Raw genomic sequence first — 15,435 nt, forward strand, 5'->3', positions numbered from 1 at the left:
ACTCACGCGGCGATCTCGCCGAAATACTCGCGAAACTCGACCAGCCTCCCTGTTGGGCCGGCTCGCATGAAGATCGCATGCAGGCCAGTGTAGGGCGCGCCACTGATTGTCCCGCTCCCGCGATCGCAGACGATGACCCAGTCGGCGGCGAAGAGCTTGAGATCGACGGTCGATTTCGTGATCCTGTTCCCCTGCGCTTGATGCGCGGCGGTCCAGGCTGCGAGTGCCCGCTTGCCTTCCGGCGGTCCGTGTCGGCCTCGTTGCTCGCCGACAGGGAATTGGAAGGTCATCGTCTCATCGCAACAATCAAGGAATGCCGTCCAGTCGCCAGAGGCCCAGCCGGCAAAGAAGGCGTCGACGGCGGCCTCGAGCCCGTGACGAGCTCCCGGATCGGATGCGGCGCCCCAGGCTGTGGCGGCAGAGACGAGAAGGCCGCCACCCGCGGCGGCAACGGCGCGTCGCGTGAGTTTCATATCGATCTCCTGCTCGGCGCCTGCAGCTGGGAACCGCGGTTCGGGGTCGTCGTCTCTGTCATCGTGTCGCCTCATGCACTCTCGGCGGCAGCAGCGAGCGTGTGCCGCATCGTCCGTTTCGCCAGCGGGATCTTGAAATCATTGACGCCATGCCCGACGGCTCCGGCGAGCGCGGCTTCGGCCGCGTCGCTAAAGGCACCGTCGGACGCCGCCGCGCCTGCCAGCGCGCGCTCCGCCTCCGTCGCGCGCCAGGGTTTCGCTGCCACGCCGCCCATGGCGATCCGAGCGCTTCGGATACGGTCGCCGCTTTTCTCGACGATTGCTGCCACCGACACCAGCGCGAAGGCGTAGGAAGCACGGTCGCGCACCTTGCGGTAAGCCTGTCGGCCGGGCGGTGGTGGCGGCAGGGCAACCGCAACGACTATTTCGCCGTGGCCGAGCACGGTCTCCACCTGGGGCGTCGCCTCGGGCAACCGATGGAAATCGCCGATCGGGATCGTGCGGGTCTCGCCGCCGGGCGAGACGGTCTCGATCCTGGCGTCGAGCCCGGACATGGCGACCGCCATGTCAGAAGGATGGACCGCGATGCAGGCTTCGCTCGCGCCGAGTACGGCGTGCATGCGGTTGAAGCCCTGAAGTGCCGCGCAGCCCGAACCCGGCTGGCGCTTGTTGCAGGGCATGTTGCGGTCGTAGAAATAGGGGCAGCGCGTGCGCTGCAGGAGATTGCCGCTGGTCGAGGCCTTGTTGCGTATCTGGCCGGACGCTCCCGCCAGCAGCGCTTGCGTGAGCATCGGGTAGCGCGACCTTACCCGCGGGTCGGCGGCGAGATTGCTATTGCGGACCTGGGCGCCGACCCGAAGCCCGCCTTCCGCCGTCTCCTCGATCCGATCAAGTGGCAGCCGGCTGATGTCGACGAGATGCGCTGGGCGCTCGATCTCGAGCTTCATCAGGTCGAGCAGGTTGGTGCCGCCGCTGATGAACTTGGCGTCCGGCCGGGCCGCAACCGCGGCCGCCGCCTGCTCAGCACTCGTCGCACGTTCATAAGTGAAGGACTGCATTGCTCATGCCTCCTCTGCCGCGTCGCGGATTGCAGCGACAATGTTCGGATAGGCGGCGCAACGGCAGATGTTGCCGCTCATCCGCTCGCGGATCTCGGCATCGGTGAGAGCGACGGAAGCCGCTGCCACGTCGGCGCTCGCATGGCTTGGCCAGCCGGCCCGCGCCTCGCCCAGCATGCCAACCGCCGAGCAGATCTGGCCTGGCGTACAGTAGCCGCACTGGAAACCGTCGCGGGCGACGAAGGCGGCCTGGACCGGATGCAGCCGGTCACCCTCGGCAAGGCCCTCGACCGTGGTGATCTCGTCGCCTTCATGCATTGCGGCAAGCGTCAGGCAGGAATTGATCCGGCGCCCATCGACGAGCACCGTGCATGCGCCGCACTGGCCGTGGTCGCAGCCCTTCTTCGAGCCGGTGAGGCCGAGATGGTTGCGCAGGGCGTCGAGCAGCGTCGTCCGCGGGTCGAGCTCGATGGCAAGATCCTTCGCGTTGATCCGTAACGACATCGTCATCGTCGGTAGCGGTGAGGACGACGCAGCCGCCGTGACGGTCTCGGCCGGCTCGGCGTCAACCGGTAGTCCGGTAGCCAGGAGCACCCCGGTCGCAACACCGCCTTCCAATACCATCCGACGCGTCGGCCCGCTCCTGTTGTCCGTTTTGGCCATCATGATCTCCCAGCCGCAATGAAGCGCAGACGGCAACTTGACCCGAGCGAACCCTCGGGTTCTGTCACCCAACGACACTGGAGGTGGGAGTGCGGGCGGCGGCTTTCTTTCAAGAAACCGGCGGCACTATCAGGATTCTGGAGAAGAATTCACCCGATAGGCACGAGGCGTCATGCCCCTCAGACGTCGGAAGGTCGTGGTGAAGTGGCTCTGGCTTGAGAAGCCGAGCCGAAAGGCAATGACACCGATCGACAAACCCGTTTCGCGCAGCAGCGCCTCCGCTCGCCGCACCCGTTCCTCGATCACATAGGCGTAGGGTGCAAGGCCGGTCGTCGCCTTGAAGCGACGCGCAAAACTGTCGACGGCCATGCCCGCGGCGGCTGCCAGCTCGCTTAGCGAAATGTCGGAATTCATATGCGCATCGATGTAATCCCGAACGCGACCAAGTGCCCGGCGGCTGAGACAGCCGTGACGTACAAACCGCGGTTGCTCCCGGCTCAGGTTGGCCACGCGGAGACTGACGAGGGCGACCAGATGCTCGACATAGGCAGTGTCTGGCTTGTGGCCGAGTGCCATCTCGTCACGAAGCGAACTCAAGAGCGTGGCGACGACCGCGTCTTTCTTGTTTACCAGTATAGGCAGGTTCCTCAGGCGTTCGCATCCGGGAAGCCCGATATCGGGATCGATCCACAGGGCTGAATAGGAGAGGTTTACATCGCGATAGAAGCCCTGTCGTTCCGCGCCTGCCGGGACGAAGGTGAGGGCTCCGGGACGGTCCATTCCGTCGTAAAGGGATCGTGCCTCGTGCCGGATGGATGTATGGGACGTGCCGCCTTCTTCGGTCAGCACGATCAGATGATGAGGGGCTGTCCAGCGGAGCTCCGCCTCCCGGCACGCCCACCGCCGGTTGTCGAAGACGATCGAGGAGCTGACCCATGACGCGGTTTGCAGGGGCTCCGACTTCTCGTCCTGGCTCCGAACCCGTCCGTCACCAAGCAACGGTCTGAATGACATCGCGGTATCCCGCTGGTTCACTCGCCGAGCCGTGGGCAACCCCGGCTTCGAGCGTTGGGCGCCGCCCCGCCGCTACGCATACGGCCGTCCATGTGGGACAGGCAACGGGCGTTTTTAACCGTGCCGCGTTCAAGAAATCGTGAGATCAGGCAAATCCGGAGCGCCCTCTCGGCAAAGCGGATCATCCGCGCTCGGGAAACATCGCCCTCAGGCCTTCGCGCGAGGCCGTAGCGACACCGCGTTCGGTGATCAAGCCGGTGACCAGCCGCGCCGGCGTCACGTCGAAGGCCGGATTGGCCGCCGGCGTGGCTTCCGGCGATACGCGGACCTGGGCGATCTCGCCGGAAGCGGTCTTGCCCCAGACCAGTGAGACCTCGTCGGGCGAGCGCTGTTCGATCGGGATGTCGGCCAGCCCGTCGCCCACAGTCCAGTCGATCGTCGGCGACGGCAGCGCGACATAGAACGGCACGTCGTTGTCGTCGGCGGCAAGCGCCTTGAGATAGGTACCGATCTTATTGCAGACATCGCCGTCGGCGGTGGTCCTGTCGGTGCCGACGACGACCATATCGATCTGGCCGCGCTGCATCAGATGGCCGCCGGCATTGTCGACGATCAGCGTATGCGGCACGCCGTGGCCGGCCATCTCCCAGGCGGTCAATTGGGCACCCTGGTTGCGGGGTCGTGTTTCGTCGACATAGACATGGACTGGAATGCCGGCTTCCGTCGCCAGATAGATCGGCGCGGTGGCGGTGCCGTAGTCGACCGTGGCCAGCCACCCGGCGTTGCAGTGGGTCAGGATATTGACCGGTTCGCCCGGCTGCTTGCGCGCCGCGATCGCCTTGATGATTTCGAGCCCATGGGCGCCGATGGCGCGGTTGAGGCCGACATCCTCGTCGGCGATCTCGCCGGCACGCCGATAGGCAGCCGCGGCACGTTCTGCCAGGGGAAGCGTCAGCAGGAAGCGTTGCATTTCGTTCAGCGCCCAGCGCAAATTGATCGCCGTCGGGCGCGTTTCGTGCAAGGTTGCCCAGACGGCGTCGAGTGCTGCATCCGACGGATCGTCGGCCATCTGCATGGCGACGCCATAGGCCGCGGTGACGCCGATCAGCGGCGCCCCGCGCACCCACATGTCGCGGATTGCCGTGGCGATGCCGGCGACGGAATCGATCTTTTCGATGCGGAAATCATGCGGCAGCCAGCGCTGGTCGATGATCTCCACCGAACGCCCGTCGTCACTCGGCCAGATGGTGCGGTAGTGGCGGTCGCCGACGTTCAAATCCTGCTCTCCCGTTCGATCAGCGCGGCCAACCGGTTGACCTCGTCGATGCTGTGGATCTGGCGCCGGTTGACGGCGAGGTGACGGCCGAATTTCAGCGCCTTTGCCTCACATCTGGCGCGCAGATCCGGATCGGCAATGGTCTCGAAATCGGCATTGTGGGCAAGGCCGAGAATTCGCCGGTGAACCTCGACGCCGGCAAAGCCGAGCAGATCGGTCCAGATCGAATGCAGCATGTGGTCTAGCGCCTGCTCGGCGCCAAGCCTGTCGCCCTGATCTTCGAACAGGCTCTTCTGGTAGAGCATGCCGGTACGCTCGGTTCGCCACAGATGCGAGAACTCGGCGCGAAACACCGACCATGTCTCGACCGTAACGCCGAGCAGATAGTCACGCATGGCGTCGCGGCTTCCGTCCTGTTCATGGCCGCGCTGCGAGAAGAACGCCATCCAGAAATTGGCGAGCAGCATGCCGACGTCGAAGGCGATCGGCCCGTAGAAGGCGAATTCGGGGTCGATCATCCTCGTTTCGATGTCGGTGACCATGATCGAGCCGGAATGCAGGTCGCCATGCAGCAGCGTCTCGGCATTGGCAGCGAAGATGTGCTTCATGCGCTGCGCCTCGACCTTGAGGTCGCGGTCGGCGCGCAGCTCGGCGACAATGCCATCGAGCTGCGGGCTGGTGTGCTGGTTCATCTTGGCATCGAAATACGGATCCGAGAAAACCAGGTTCTCGGTGATGTCGCAGAGTTCGACATTGTCGGCGAACAGTGCCAGATCGGCCTTGCGGTCCTTGGTCGCCATATGCAGGTCGGAGCCGCGAAACAACGTGCGGGCCATGAACAAGCCGATGTCTGTCGCGATGTTGGGCAATTGCCGGCCTTCGATCAGCGCCCGCCGCAGGATAATGTGCGGCGACAGATACTCCATGATGATCAGCGCCTGGCCTTCGTCGAAGTGATAGATATCGGGCACCGAACCCGGCGCCCGCGCCTGTTGCCGCGTCAGCGCATGGTATTCGAAGAAGGAGCGTTTTAGCGGCAGCGGCCAGCTGTCGCCGACCAGCCGGACGTAGGGCAGGGCCTGCTTGACGACGGCCGCACCCTCAGCACCCTCGACGATGAACACCAGGTTCAGATTGCCATCGCCGACTTCACGAACCTTCCACTGGCTCGTATCCTTGCCGATCTGCGAACACAGGGGCTCGTTGGCACCGAGACGGCCCGCCAGTGTCTCGACCGACAGTGCTTCGAACGGCGATTTCCCAGTCATCCTCACCTCCCGCTCATGTGCTCCGATGATAGCGGAGCCAACGCGGTCGGGCCAAGCTAGGAAGCCTGCTGGCAATTGTCAATCGTGTTGACAATTGCCGATATAGCCCATAGCGTCATGGTCAGGGAGGAACGAATGGGCAATGATGCCGTGTTCCGCGTCGACGGCCTGAGGAAATCCTTTGGCCATATCGAGGTGCTTGGCGGCGTCTCGCTCGAATTGCATGCCGGCGAAGTGACCGTGCTGATGGGCGCCAACGGCGCCGGCAAATCCACCCTCGTCAAGATCATCAGTGGCGTCTACGACCATGGCGGCGGCTCGATGTCGCTTGCCGGTCATGAGTTCGACCCGAAAACGCCGGCGGAGGCGATCCGCGCCGGCGTCGTCACCGTCCACCAGAACATTAATGACGGTGTCGTCGCCGACCTCGACGTCGCCACCAATCTTACCCTCGACAGGTTGAGCGGCAGCGGCGTGCCGACCCTGTTCAATCCAGGCCGGGTGCGTCGCGAGGCAAAGGCGGTGGCCGACCGCATGGGACTGGCCATCGACCTCAAGGCCCGGATCAGCGATCTCTCTCTGGCCGACCGCCAGATGGTGGCGATCGCCCGCGCCATGGCGCACCGGCCGAAAGTGCTGATCCTCGACGAGCCGACTTCCTCGCTGTCCAGCGCCGAGGCCGACCGGCTGTTCGCATTGCTCGACCGGCTTCGCCAGCAAGGCGTGGCCATCCTCTACATTTCGCACCGTATGTCTGACATCAGGCGGCTTGCCGATCGCATCATTTCGATGCGCGATGGGGTCATCTCAGGCATCTTCGACAAGAAGCCGCTGGATTACGAAGGTGCGGTCAACGCCATGCTCGGCCGCAAGATCCAGCTCGAGCGGATCGTCGCCAGGAATTCGGCCAAAGCAATTTTTGCCACGGACGGGTTGCGGGTTGCAGAAGGCGCCCGGCCGATTTCGCTGACCCTCGGCGACGGCGAGGTCGTTGCCATCACCGGCCTCGTCGGCGTCGGCAAGACCGCGCTCGCCGAGACGCTGTTCGGCCTGCGCCAGCCGCTGGGCGGGACCATGATGCTGAACGGGAAACCCTATGCGCCGGCATCGACCGGCGAAGCGATTGCCGCCGGTGTGTTTCTCGTCGCCAAGGACCGGGGCGAAAACGGCATCGTCGGCGACTTCAACGTCCAGGAGAATATCAGCCTGCCGTTCCACAGGCGCATGTCGCGTCTCGGCGTCCTCAAGCGCCGTATCGAACGCGCCATTGCTCGCCAGCAGATCCAGGAGTTGGGCATCGTCTGTCGCTCCGAGAGGGACGAGATGGCGTCGCTTTCCGGTGGCAATCAGCAGAAGGTGATGGTCGCCCGCTGGATGTCGCAGGCGGCAAGGCTTTTCATCCTCGACGAGCCGTTTCAAGGTGTGGACATCTCGGCCAGACGCGATATCGCCGCCAAGCTGCGGACCAGCGCCCACGGCCGCGCGACGCTGCTGTTCGTCACCGAACTCGACGAAGCCCTGGAGACGGCCGATCGCATCCTGGTGATGTCGGAGCAGACGATCGTCGGCGAGCACCGCAATACCGATGTCGATCTCGAGCGTCTGCTGGCCGAAGTGGCGGGCGGGCCTTTGCACAGCGCAGCCTGAGAGCGGGAAGACGATGAGAATTGGAATGGAGAGGGCATGAATTCGGGTCGGATAAAGACGGTGCCAGCGTGCGGGAGCGCTGAATGATCCTGCGCGACAATGCTATTCGCTACGGCTTCATCGTTCTGTTGTTCGGGCTGATCGCCTATTTCGCTGTTGCCGCCGATGGTTTCGTCTCGCCGCAAAGCGCCGTCTTCATCTTCCAGTCGGTCGCCATCACCGGTGTTCTGGCGCTCGGCGTCACCGCCACGCTGGTCGTCGGCGGCTTCGACCTGTCGATCGGCTCTGTCGCCACCAGCGCCATGATGGCGGCTGCCTATGTCATGGTGGTGCTGGGGCAGAACGCCGTCGTGGCGGTCGTCGTCTGTCTTGTGATCGGCGCCGTCGTCGGCCTGATCAATGGCTGGCTGATCGTCTATATGCGGGTTCCGGACCTTTTGGCGACGCTCGGCATGATGTTCCTGCTTGTCGGCCTGCAGCGCATACCGACCGAGGGCCGTTCGATCGCCACTGGCATGACCATGCCCGACGGCTCGGTCGCCAACGGCAGTTTCGGCGCCGCGTTCCTGGCGCTTGGCCGCCATCGCTTCGATTTCTTCATCCCGAACCTCATTCCGGTGTCGGTCGTCGTCCTGCTCGTGCTGGCGGTGCTGATCTGGTTCTTTCTCGAATACACGCGTTTCGGGCGCATGATGTATGCGGTCGGCAGCAACGAACGCGCCGCAGAACTCGCCGGCGCGCCTGTCAAGGCATACAAAATCTGGGCCTATGTGATTTCGGGAGTTTTTGCCTCGATCGGCGGCATTTTGCTCGCTGCCCGGCTTGGACGCGGCGACATCGCCTCGGGTAATAATCTGTTGCTCGACGCGGTGGCTGCGGCACTCATCGGTTACGCGGTTCTCGGCGCCGCCAAGCCGAACGCCTTCGGCACGGCTGTCGGCGCGGTGTTTGTCGGCGTGCTGTTGCAGGGCCTGACGATGATGAACGCGCCTTACTACACGCAGGATTTCGTCAAGGGCGTGGTTCTCGTGGTCGCCCTTGTCTTTACCTTCGCCCTTTCCGGCAGGGGCAGGAGATAGGGGTTCGACCGGGTCACATTTTGGGTTCAACAAGTGGAGGAAACGACGTGAACATCACAAGAAGGCTTTTAGGGAAGGCAGCGCTCGGGCTTGCCGGCGCAACATTGCTTATGCAGTTGCCGGCGATGGCGCAGGACAGGCCGGCGCCGTTCGACAAGCCGGGCGCCGTCAAGATAGCGCTGGTCCGCTATCTCTCGACTGGCGACTTCTTCCAGGCGTATCTGTCCGGCGTCGAGGCGCAGGCCAAGGCACTCGGTGTCGACCTGCGCGTGCTCGACAGCCGCCAGGACGCGGCGCTTCAGGCGGACATGGTCGACCAGGCCATCGCGCTCGGCGTCCAGGGCATCATCATCCAGCACGGCCTGACGGAATCGATGAAGGACGCCGCCCAGCGCGCGGTCGAGGCCGGCATCAAGGTCGTCGCCTTCGACGTCAATGTCGAAAACCCCAAGATCCCGCAGATCGAGCAATCCGACCGCGACCTCGCGCGCCTGGCGCTCGAACAGGCGGTCAAGGACAATGGCGAGAGCTGGAAGGCCGGCTATGTCTATGTCGCCGGCATCGCGCCGCTCGACCGCCGCAACGAGACCTGGGTCGAATTCAAGAAGAAATATTCGGGCATCAACGAAGCCGCCATGTTCGGCACGCTCGACAATCCGATCGCCAATTCGGTCGCCAACCAGGCCCGTTCGGTGCTATCGGCCCACCCCGACATCAAGGTGATGTTCGCGCCCTATGACGAATTCGCCAAGGGCGTGAAGATCGCGGTCGACGAAGCCGGACTGAACAAGGACATCAAGATCTATTCGGCCGACATCTCGACCTCGGACATCGCCGCGATGCGCGAGCCGGACAGCGCCTGGGCGGCAACCGCCGCCACCAACCCGGCCGTCGTCGGCCAGGTCTCGGTGCGTGCGCTGGCGCAGCTGTTGGCCGGTGAAGATCCCGGCCACAACGTCATTGTACCGCCGACGCTGATCACCCAGAAGGACCTCGTCGACAAGGACATCAAGAACATGGAAGACCTCTCGGCCAAGCTGCCGCAATTCGCCCATGCCGACGTCGCGATGCCGGCCTGGATGCCGAACCCGAACGCGAAGTAGTCTTTCGCTATAGGCAAAGGAAAAGAGCGGCTCGCGGGCCGCTCTTTTTGTTGGTCCGGTGTTTAGATCTACCTCAACGCCGCCGCGATGTTGCCGCCATCGACTGTCGTCACATCGGCGGTGGTCCGCTCGGCCAGCGCCTGATGCAGGAAGGCTTGGGCGACGTCTTCGGCCGTCACTTCCTGCCCGAGCAGGTTGCCGGACATGTACTCCTTCGCCGAGACGCCGCGCGCGCCCGAGCGGCTGGTGATCATGGCATCGGTCAACAGCCCCGAACGGATGCGGTCGGCGTTGACGGCATTGGAGCGGATGCCATGCGCGCCGTAGTCGAGCGCATATTGCCTGGACAGGAACAGCGTTGCCGCCTTGGGAATGCCATAGGCGCCGAACTTCGGCCCCGGATTGACCGCCTGCTTGGAGGTGTTGAACAACAGCACGCCGCCGGTGCCCTGTTCCAGCATGATGCGCACGGCATTCTGCGCCGCCGACTGATGGGCGAAGAAATTGAGTTCGAAGCTTTTGCGCAAGGTGGCGTCGTCGAGCTCGCCGATCCGGCCCTCCCAGGCAGCACCGGCATTGGAGACGAGAATGTCGAGGCCGCCGTAGACGTCGACCGCTTTGTCGAAGGCGGCGCGCATCTGCACCGGATCGGTGATGTCGGCGCCAATGCCGATCGAACCGTTGCCAGCCTTTTTTGCCGCCTCGGCAGCCCTTGACCCATCGAGATCGACGACGACGGCATGGGCACCGTTGTCGGCGAACAGCTTTGCCGTGGCAGCACCGATCGCGCCGGCGCCGCCGGTGACCAGCACCACCTGGCCGGTCAGCGGCTTCGGCTTGTTGGCGGCGAGCTTGGCCTGTTCCAGCGACCAGTATTCGAGCGGGAACAGATCGCTTTTGGAGAGCGGGCGGAAATCGCCGACGGCTTCGGCGCCGCGTACCGCCTCGATCCACATTTCGCCGACGTCCGAGGCAATCTTCGCATCCTTCAGCGTGCGGCCGTGGCCGAACATGCCGAGGCCGGGCACCAGCGTCAGCCGCGGCATCGGGTCGAGCATGGTGCGCTTCACGTCGTCGAGCGCATCATTGGTTTCGAAATAGGCGCGATAGTCCTTGGCGAATTTCTCGACATGCTGGCGGATGACGGATTTGTAGTCGCCGACCTTGTCCGCGTCGGGCGCCGGCAGTGCCATCGGTCCGGTTTTGATGCGGATCGACAGGTCGGGTGTCGACACGCCGCGTCCGGCATAGTCGGCAATTTTTGCCGAATTGATGAAATCGACGATCGCATCCGAGGTGCGGAAATCGCTGATCATCCGATCGAAGCGGCCTTCGCCGCGTGCCACCGCCACCGCGCCGCGCAGCATCGGCGCAATGTCCGCGGGCTTCGCCAGCCTGGCCGGCAGTGCCACTTTTTCGGTGCGCGGCTTGCCGTTCCCGGCGATGAAATCCTCGGCGACGTTCACATAATGGATCATCCGGTCATAGGCCTGCCTGGCATCGTCGCCGAAGGTGAAGATGCCGTGCTTGTCTAGGATCAGGCCTTCGACCGTCGGATCGGCGTCGAATACATCGGCGGCCGCCTTGGCCAGATCGAAGCCCGGCATGATGTAAGGCACGAAGCCCATCTTTTCGCCGAACACCTTCCGGCTCAGCGCTTCGCTGTCCTCCTGGTCGACGATGGCCAGGATCGCTGTCGAATGCGTGTGGTCGACGAATTTGTGCGGCAGGAAGGCGTGCAGCAGCGTCTCGACCGACGGATTGGGCGAGGACGGATCGATGAGGTTCGCCCGCTGCAGCGCGACCATGTCCTCGTCGGAGAGCTTCTTGAGCGACCGCGCCTTCAACAGCGCGCCGAGCTTGACCGCCGGCAGGCCCTGCGGCTCGATGACGCCCATGTCCCAGCCGCTGCCCTTGACGCAGAGCACGTCCCATTCGTCGCCGACAAGGTCGGTGGCCTTGGTCTTGCACGAGGTGTTGCCGCCGCCATGCAGGACGAGCCGCGGCTCGCCGCCCAGCAGCCTGGTCGTATAGACGCGCAGCGCCAGATCGCGGGCCACACCCTTCTTTGCATAGTCGGCGACCAGCTTCTCCGCCTCGCCGTCATTCCACAGGTTCTTCATGTCAGCTTCGTCCGATTTCTCTTTGTTGGAACAGGAATGCCGCGACACATTGATGCCAACGCGCCGGCGGCTGGAACTGGGTATCAGGCGACCTCTTCTGCTGTTGCTCCAGCGTGGTCGAGCAGCCGCCGCGCCATGCGCGCGCCGACGACGAGATGGGTGCAGAGCCCGCCGGCGATCGCCGCGGCGAGCGGTTCGAACTTGCTGTCCTCCTGCACCACTACAAGGCGCTTTCCGATCCTGCGCAGCGATGACAGCTCTGCCGAAATCAGCCGGCGGTTGTAGCTGCAGTCGAGCGCCTGGCCTCGGGCGTCGATGATCTGCCCGGCAATGACGCCGGCCGCACCCGCCTTGCGCAATACAGCCATTTCGCTTGGCGTCAGCGCGCCGCATTTGACCAGATGGCTGTCGGTGTCCACCGAGCCTACCGAATACAGCGCCAGGCCGCATTCGCCGATGCCCGACAATTGCTCGCGGATCACCGGCTCGGCGCGCAGGCCGCGTGCCAGTTCTTCCGTCGTCAGCACCAGCGGCGCGTAGAAATTCAGCCCCTTGGCGTTGAGCCGGCGCGCGATTTCCATCGTGCATTGGTCCGGCCGGTACGAATAGGGGGCGCCCAGATTGCCGCAGAGCTGCACCACGGTGACGTCCTGCAGATCGGCATAGGACATGATGTCGGCGATCGTGTAGATGGTCCGTCCCCAGGCGACGCCGATGCGGTCGCCCTTCCTGATCAGCTCGAGAAAGACGCTTGCCGCCAGCACCGCGATGTCGGTCGAGGGGTCGGCGACATAGCCGTTTTCCGGCGCGATCCAGACCGCGTCGAGCTTCAGCGCGTCTTCCAGCTTGCGTGCCAGCACGTCGTCGGTGAAAAGCTGGGTCGAGGTCGAGATGTTGACGATGCCGGTCTCGCGCGCCTTGCGCAGATACATCGCCACCGAGGCACGGGAAATCTTGAGCTGGCTGGCCACCTGGTCCTGGCGCAGGCCGTGTGCATAGTAAAGCCAGGCGGCCTTGTGGATAAGCTGTTCTGCCGGTCGGATCGCCATGCCATCTCCTTGCTGACATTATTCACGGCTCTCGACAAAAGTCAAATTGGGAGGAAGGCATAGATGCCCTTTCGCTCGCCGAATCTAGACCTTTCTTGTGCCAAACGCGGTCTATGATGGCATCGTTGGTGGTGACGGGTCGGAAGCCGGTAGCTAAAGTTCTCGACGAACACATTGCGGAGGACGGGATGGGCAATCCCTACGAACAGGACCTAGACAGGAACCCGGCCAACCACCAGCCGCTGACGCCGCTGACCTATTTTGAGCGGGCGGCAAAAACCTTTCCCGATCAGACCGCCATCATCCATGGCCGCCAGCGCACGACCTATCGCGATTTCTGGAAGCGCTCGCTGAGGCTTGCCTCGGCGCTGGCGAAGCGCGGTATCGGCAAGGGCGACACCGTCACCGTCATGCTGTCCAACACACCGCCGATGCTGGAAGCGCATTTCGGCGTGCCGATGACCAGGGCGGTGCTGCATTCGCTCAACACCCGCCTCGACGCCGCCGTCATTGCCTTCCAGCTCGATCACGCCGAAAGCAAGGTGCTGATCGTCGACCGCGAATTCGCCGGCGTGGTTCGGCAAGCGCTGACGCTGGCCAAGGTCAGGCCGCTGCTGATCGATTACGACGATCCCGACTATGCCGCCGATGCGCCCTATCCCAAGGGCGAGCGGATCGGCACGCTGGACTATGAGGCGTTTGTCGCCGGCGGCGACGAGGATTTCGCCTGGTCGATGCCGGACGACGAATGGGATGCCATTTCGCTCAACTACACCTCCGGCACGACAGGCAATCCGAAGGGCGTCGTCTGCCACCATCGGGGCGCGGCATTGATGGCCTATGCCAACACCATCCATGCCGGCATGGGCAAGCACCCCGTCTATCTGTGGACATTGCCGATGTTCCACTGCAACGGCTGGTGCTTTCCCTGGACGCTTGCCGTGCAGGGCGGCACGCATGTCTGCCTGCGCTGGGTGCGGCCGAAGCCGATCTACGACGCCATCGCCGATCACGGCGTCACCCATCTGTGCGGTGCACCCATCGTCATGTCGGTGCTGATCAACGCCAGGGACGAGGACAAGCGGCAGTTCCCGCAGACCGTCACCTTCAACACCGCCGCGGCGCCGCCGCCCGAGGCGGTGCTGTCGGGCATGGCCGATGCGGGCTTTGCCGTCACCCATCTCTACGGCCTGACCGAAACCTATGGCCCGGCCGTCGTCAACGAATGGCATGGCGAGTGGGACCGGCTGGAGAAAGGGGCGAGGGCGGCGAAGAAGGCCAGGCAAGGCGTACGCTATGCCGCGCTCGAAGGCCTGACGGTGATGGACCCGCAGACGATGCAAGAGACGCCGGCCGACGGCGAGACCATCGGCGAGGTGATGTTCCGCGGCAACATCGTCATGAAAGGCTATCTCAAGAACCGCAAGGCGAGCGACGAGGCCTTTGCCGGCGGCTGGTTCCATTCGGGCGACCTCGGCGTCATCCATCCGGACGGCTACATCCAGCTCAAGGACCGTTCCAAGGACATCATCATCTCCGGCGGCGAAAACATCTCCTCGATCGAGGTCGAGGAGGCGCTGTACAAGCATCCCGCCGTCGCTTCTTGCGGCGTTGTCGCCCGATCCGACGACAAATGGGGCGAGGTCCCGGTCGCCTATGTCGAGCTGAAGCCGGGCAAGGCGGCGACCGAGGCGGAGGTAATCGAGCACTGCCGCGCGCTGCTCGCCCGCTTCAAGGTGCCGAAAGCGGTGATCTTCGCGGAAATCCCGAAGACTTCGACGGGCAAGATCCAGAAGTTCCGGCTGCGGGAGATGGCAAAGCAGCCTTAGGGCCTGATCCGAAAACGGAACCGATTTCGGAAAGCATCTTTTCAAGATCCTTCGCAAAAAAACACGGGGCGGCGTTGCAGGCTCGCCCGGCGGAAACCACATGCGTTTCATGGGCCAACTCCGTCCAGGGATGTCACCATCTGTCATCAGCAGCCAAAATCGTGCCTTGACAGGTGATGGTTTTCAATTTACGAGTGACGAAATTCTAAATTCGTCAGTCGTAAATTGGCCAACGAGATGCTTGAAACCCTAGACACCACCGCCGATTCCGCCCGCCAGGAAAATGTCACGCGCATCCTGGATTGCGCGGAGCGATTGTTTCGCCACTACGGCTACGGCAAGACCAACGTCGCCGACATAGCGCGCGAACTCGGCATGTCGACCGCCAACATCTACCGCTTCTTCGCCTCCAAGGTGGAAATCCACCAGGCGGTTTGCGGCCGTATGCTCGAGACCTGCTACCGGTTGACCTACGAAGCCTGCCATGGCCCCGGCACCGCCAGCGAAAAGCTCCGCCGCTACGTGCATACGCACTACCAGTGGACGCTCGAGACCATGATCGACCAGGAGAAGGTGCACGAGATGGTCATCGTCGCCATCGAGCGCGACTGGCACGTCATCGAAAAGCACATCGACAGCATCCATGAACTGGTCGCGGAAGTGATCCGCGAGGGAATCGCTACCGGCGAGTTCGTCGATCAGGATCCGGTGATCGCTTCCCGGTGCTTCGGCGCTGCCATTATCAGCCTCTGTCATCCGCAGATGATGGCCCAGTGCCTCGCCAAGAAGAACCGGGCGACGCCGGACGAGCTTACCGAGTTTGCCATCAGAGCCTTGAAGAAATGACCGTTGC

Annotated in this window: 13 protein-coding genes; 5 read left to right on the forward strand and 8 right to left on the reverse strand. The window is 63.7% G+C overall.

Translation table 11 applies throughout. The features are described 5' to 3' along the window. Window positions 1-2: 2 nt before the first annotated feature. The 6 genes from NKJ73_RS10895 to mtnK form a co-directional block, all read right to left on the reverse strand. On the reverse strand, window positions 3-473 hold the full coding sequence (locus tag NKJ73_RS10895) for a nuclear transport factor 2 family protein (protein WP_352569349.1): 471 nt from the start codon (window positions 471-473) through the stop codon (window positions 3-5). Between the two features lie 71 nt (window positions 474-544). Next, the gene (locus NKJ73_RS10900; protein WP_352569350.1) at window positions 545-1,531 is read right to left on the reverse strand and encodes an FAD binding domain-containing protein; all 987 of its coding nucleotides are present in this window, start codon (window positions 1,529-1,531) and stop codon (window positions 545-547) included. 3 nt (window positions 1,532-1,534) lie between these two features. After that, entirely contained in the window at window positions 1,535-2,194 is a 660-nt protein-coding gene (locus NKJ73_RS10905; RefSeq protein WP_352453241.1) for a 2Fe-2S iron-sulfur cluster-binding protein, read from the reverse strand. Window positions 2,195-2,323: 129 nt separating this feature from the next. Next, on the reverse strand, window positions 2,324-3,208 hold the full coding sequence (locus NKJ73_RS10910; RefSeq protein WP_031211585.1) for a helix-turn-helix domain-containing protein: 885 nt from the start codon (window positions 3,206-3,208) through the stop codon (window positions 2,324-2,326). Window positions 3,209-3,389: 181 nt separating this feature from the next. Then, window positions 3,390-4,484, reverse strand: coding sequence for an S-methyl-5-thioribose-1-phosphate isomerase (gene mtnA / locus NKJ73_RS10915; RefSeq protein ID WP_352569351.1), 1,095 nt, complete (start codon window positions 4,482-4,484; stop codon window positions 3,390-3,392). Then, window positions 4,481-5,752: an S-methyl-5-thioribose kinase gene (mtnK, locus tag NKJ73_RS10920; protein WP_023676005.1), complete on the reverse strand. Its 1,272-nt coding sequence runs from the start codon at window positions 5,750-5,752 to the stop codon at window positions 4,481-4,483. The genes mtnA and mtnK overlap by 4 nt, the downstream gene beginning before the upstream one ends. Before the next feature lie 135 nt (window positions 5,753-5,887). Here mtnK and NKJ73_RS10925 point away from each other — a divergent pair, with 135 nt between their 5' ends. The 3 genes from NKJ73_RS10925 to NKJ73_RS10935 all read left to right on the forward strand — a co-directional run bounded on the left by NKJ73_RS10925 (window position 5,888) and on the right by NKJ73_RS10935 (window position 9,581). Continuing rightward, window positions 5,888-7,399: a sugar ABC transporter ATP-binding protein gene (locus NKJ73_RS10925; protein WP_023676004.1), complete on the forward strand. Its 1,512-nt coding sequence runs from the start codon at window positions 5,888-5,890 to the stop codon at window positions 7,397-7,399. Window positions 7,400-7,482: 83 nt separating this feature from the next. After that, window positions 7,483-8,478, forward strand: a complete 996-nt coding sequence (locus tag NKJ73_RS10930; protein WP_023676003.1) for an ABC transporter permease — start codon at window positions 7,483-7,485, stop codon at window positions 8,476-8,478. A 47-nt stretch (window positions 8,479-8,525) separates the two neighbouring features. Then, complete coding sequence (locus NKJ73_RS10935; protein WP_023676002.1) at window positions 8,526-9,581, forward strand: substrate-binding domain-containing protein; 1,056 nt, start codon at window positions 8,526-8,528, stop codon at window positions 9,579-9,581. A 68-nt stretch (window positions 9,582-9,649) separates the two neighbouring features. Here NKJ73_RS10935 and NKJ73_RS10940 read toward each other — a convergent pair whose 3' ends face one another. Both NKJ73_RS10940 and NKJ73_RS10945 read right to left on the reverse strand, forming a co-directional pair. After that, window positions 9,650-11,704, reverse strand: coding sequence for a bifunctional aldolase/short-chain dehydrogenase (locus NKJ73_RS10940; RefSeq protein WP_352569352.1), 2,055 nt, complete (start codon window positions 11,702-11,704; stop codon window positions 9,650-9,652). An 83-nt stretch (window positions 11,705-11,787) separates the two neighbouring features. Then, the gene (locus tag NKJ73_RS10945) at window positions 11,788-12,753 is read right to left on the reverse strand and encodes a sugar-binding transcriptional regulator (RefSeq protein WP_023676000.1); all 966 of its coding nucleotides are present in this window, start codon (window positions 12,751-12,753) and stop codon (window positions 11,788-11,790) included. A gap of 188 nt (window positions 12,754-12,941) precedes the next feature. On the opposite strand from NKJ73_RS10945, the gene NKJ73_RS10950 reads away from it, so the two are divergent. Both NKJ73_RS10950 and NKJ73_RS10955 read left to right on the forward strand, forming a co-directional pair. Beyond that, the gene (locus NKJ73_RS10950) at window positions 12,942-14,582 is read left to right on the forward strand and encodes an acyl-CoA synthetase (protein ID WP_023675999.1); all 1,641 of its coding nucleotides are present in this window, start codon (window positions 12,942-12,944) and stop codon (window positions 14,580-14,582) included. Window positions 14,583-14,819: 237 nt separating this feature from the next. Next, entirely contained in the window at window positions 14,820-15,428 is a 609-nt protein-coding gene (locus tag NKJ73_RS10955) for a TetR/AcrR family transcriptional regulator (protein WP_023675998.1), read from the forward strand. Window positions 15,429-15,435: the final 7 nt, after the last annotated feature.

This window comes from Mesorhizobium sp. M0074, from assembly GCF_040322975.1.
Classification (GTDB): domain Bacteria; phylum Pseudomonadota; class Alphaproteobacteria; order Rhizobiales; family Rhizobiaceae; genus Mesorhizobium.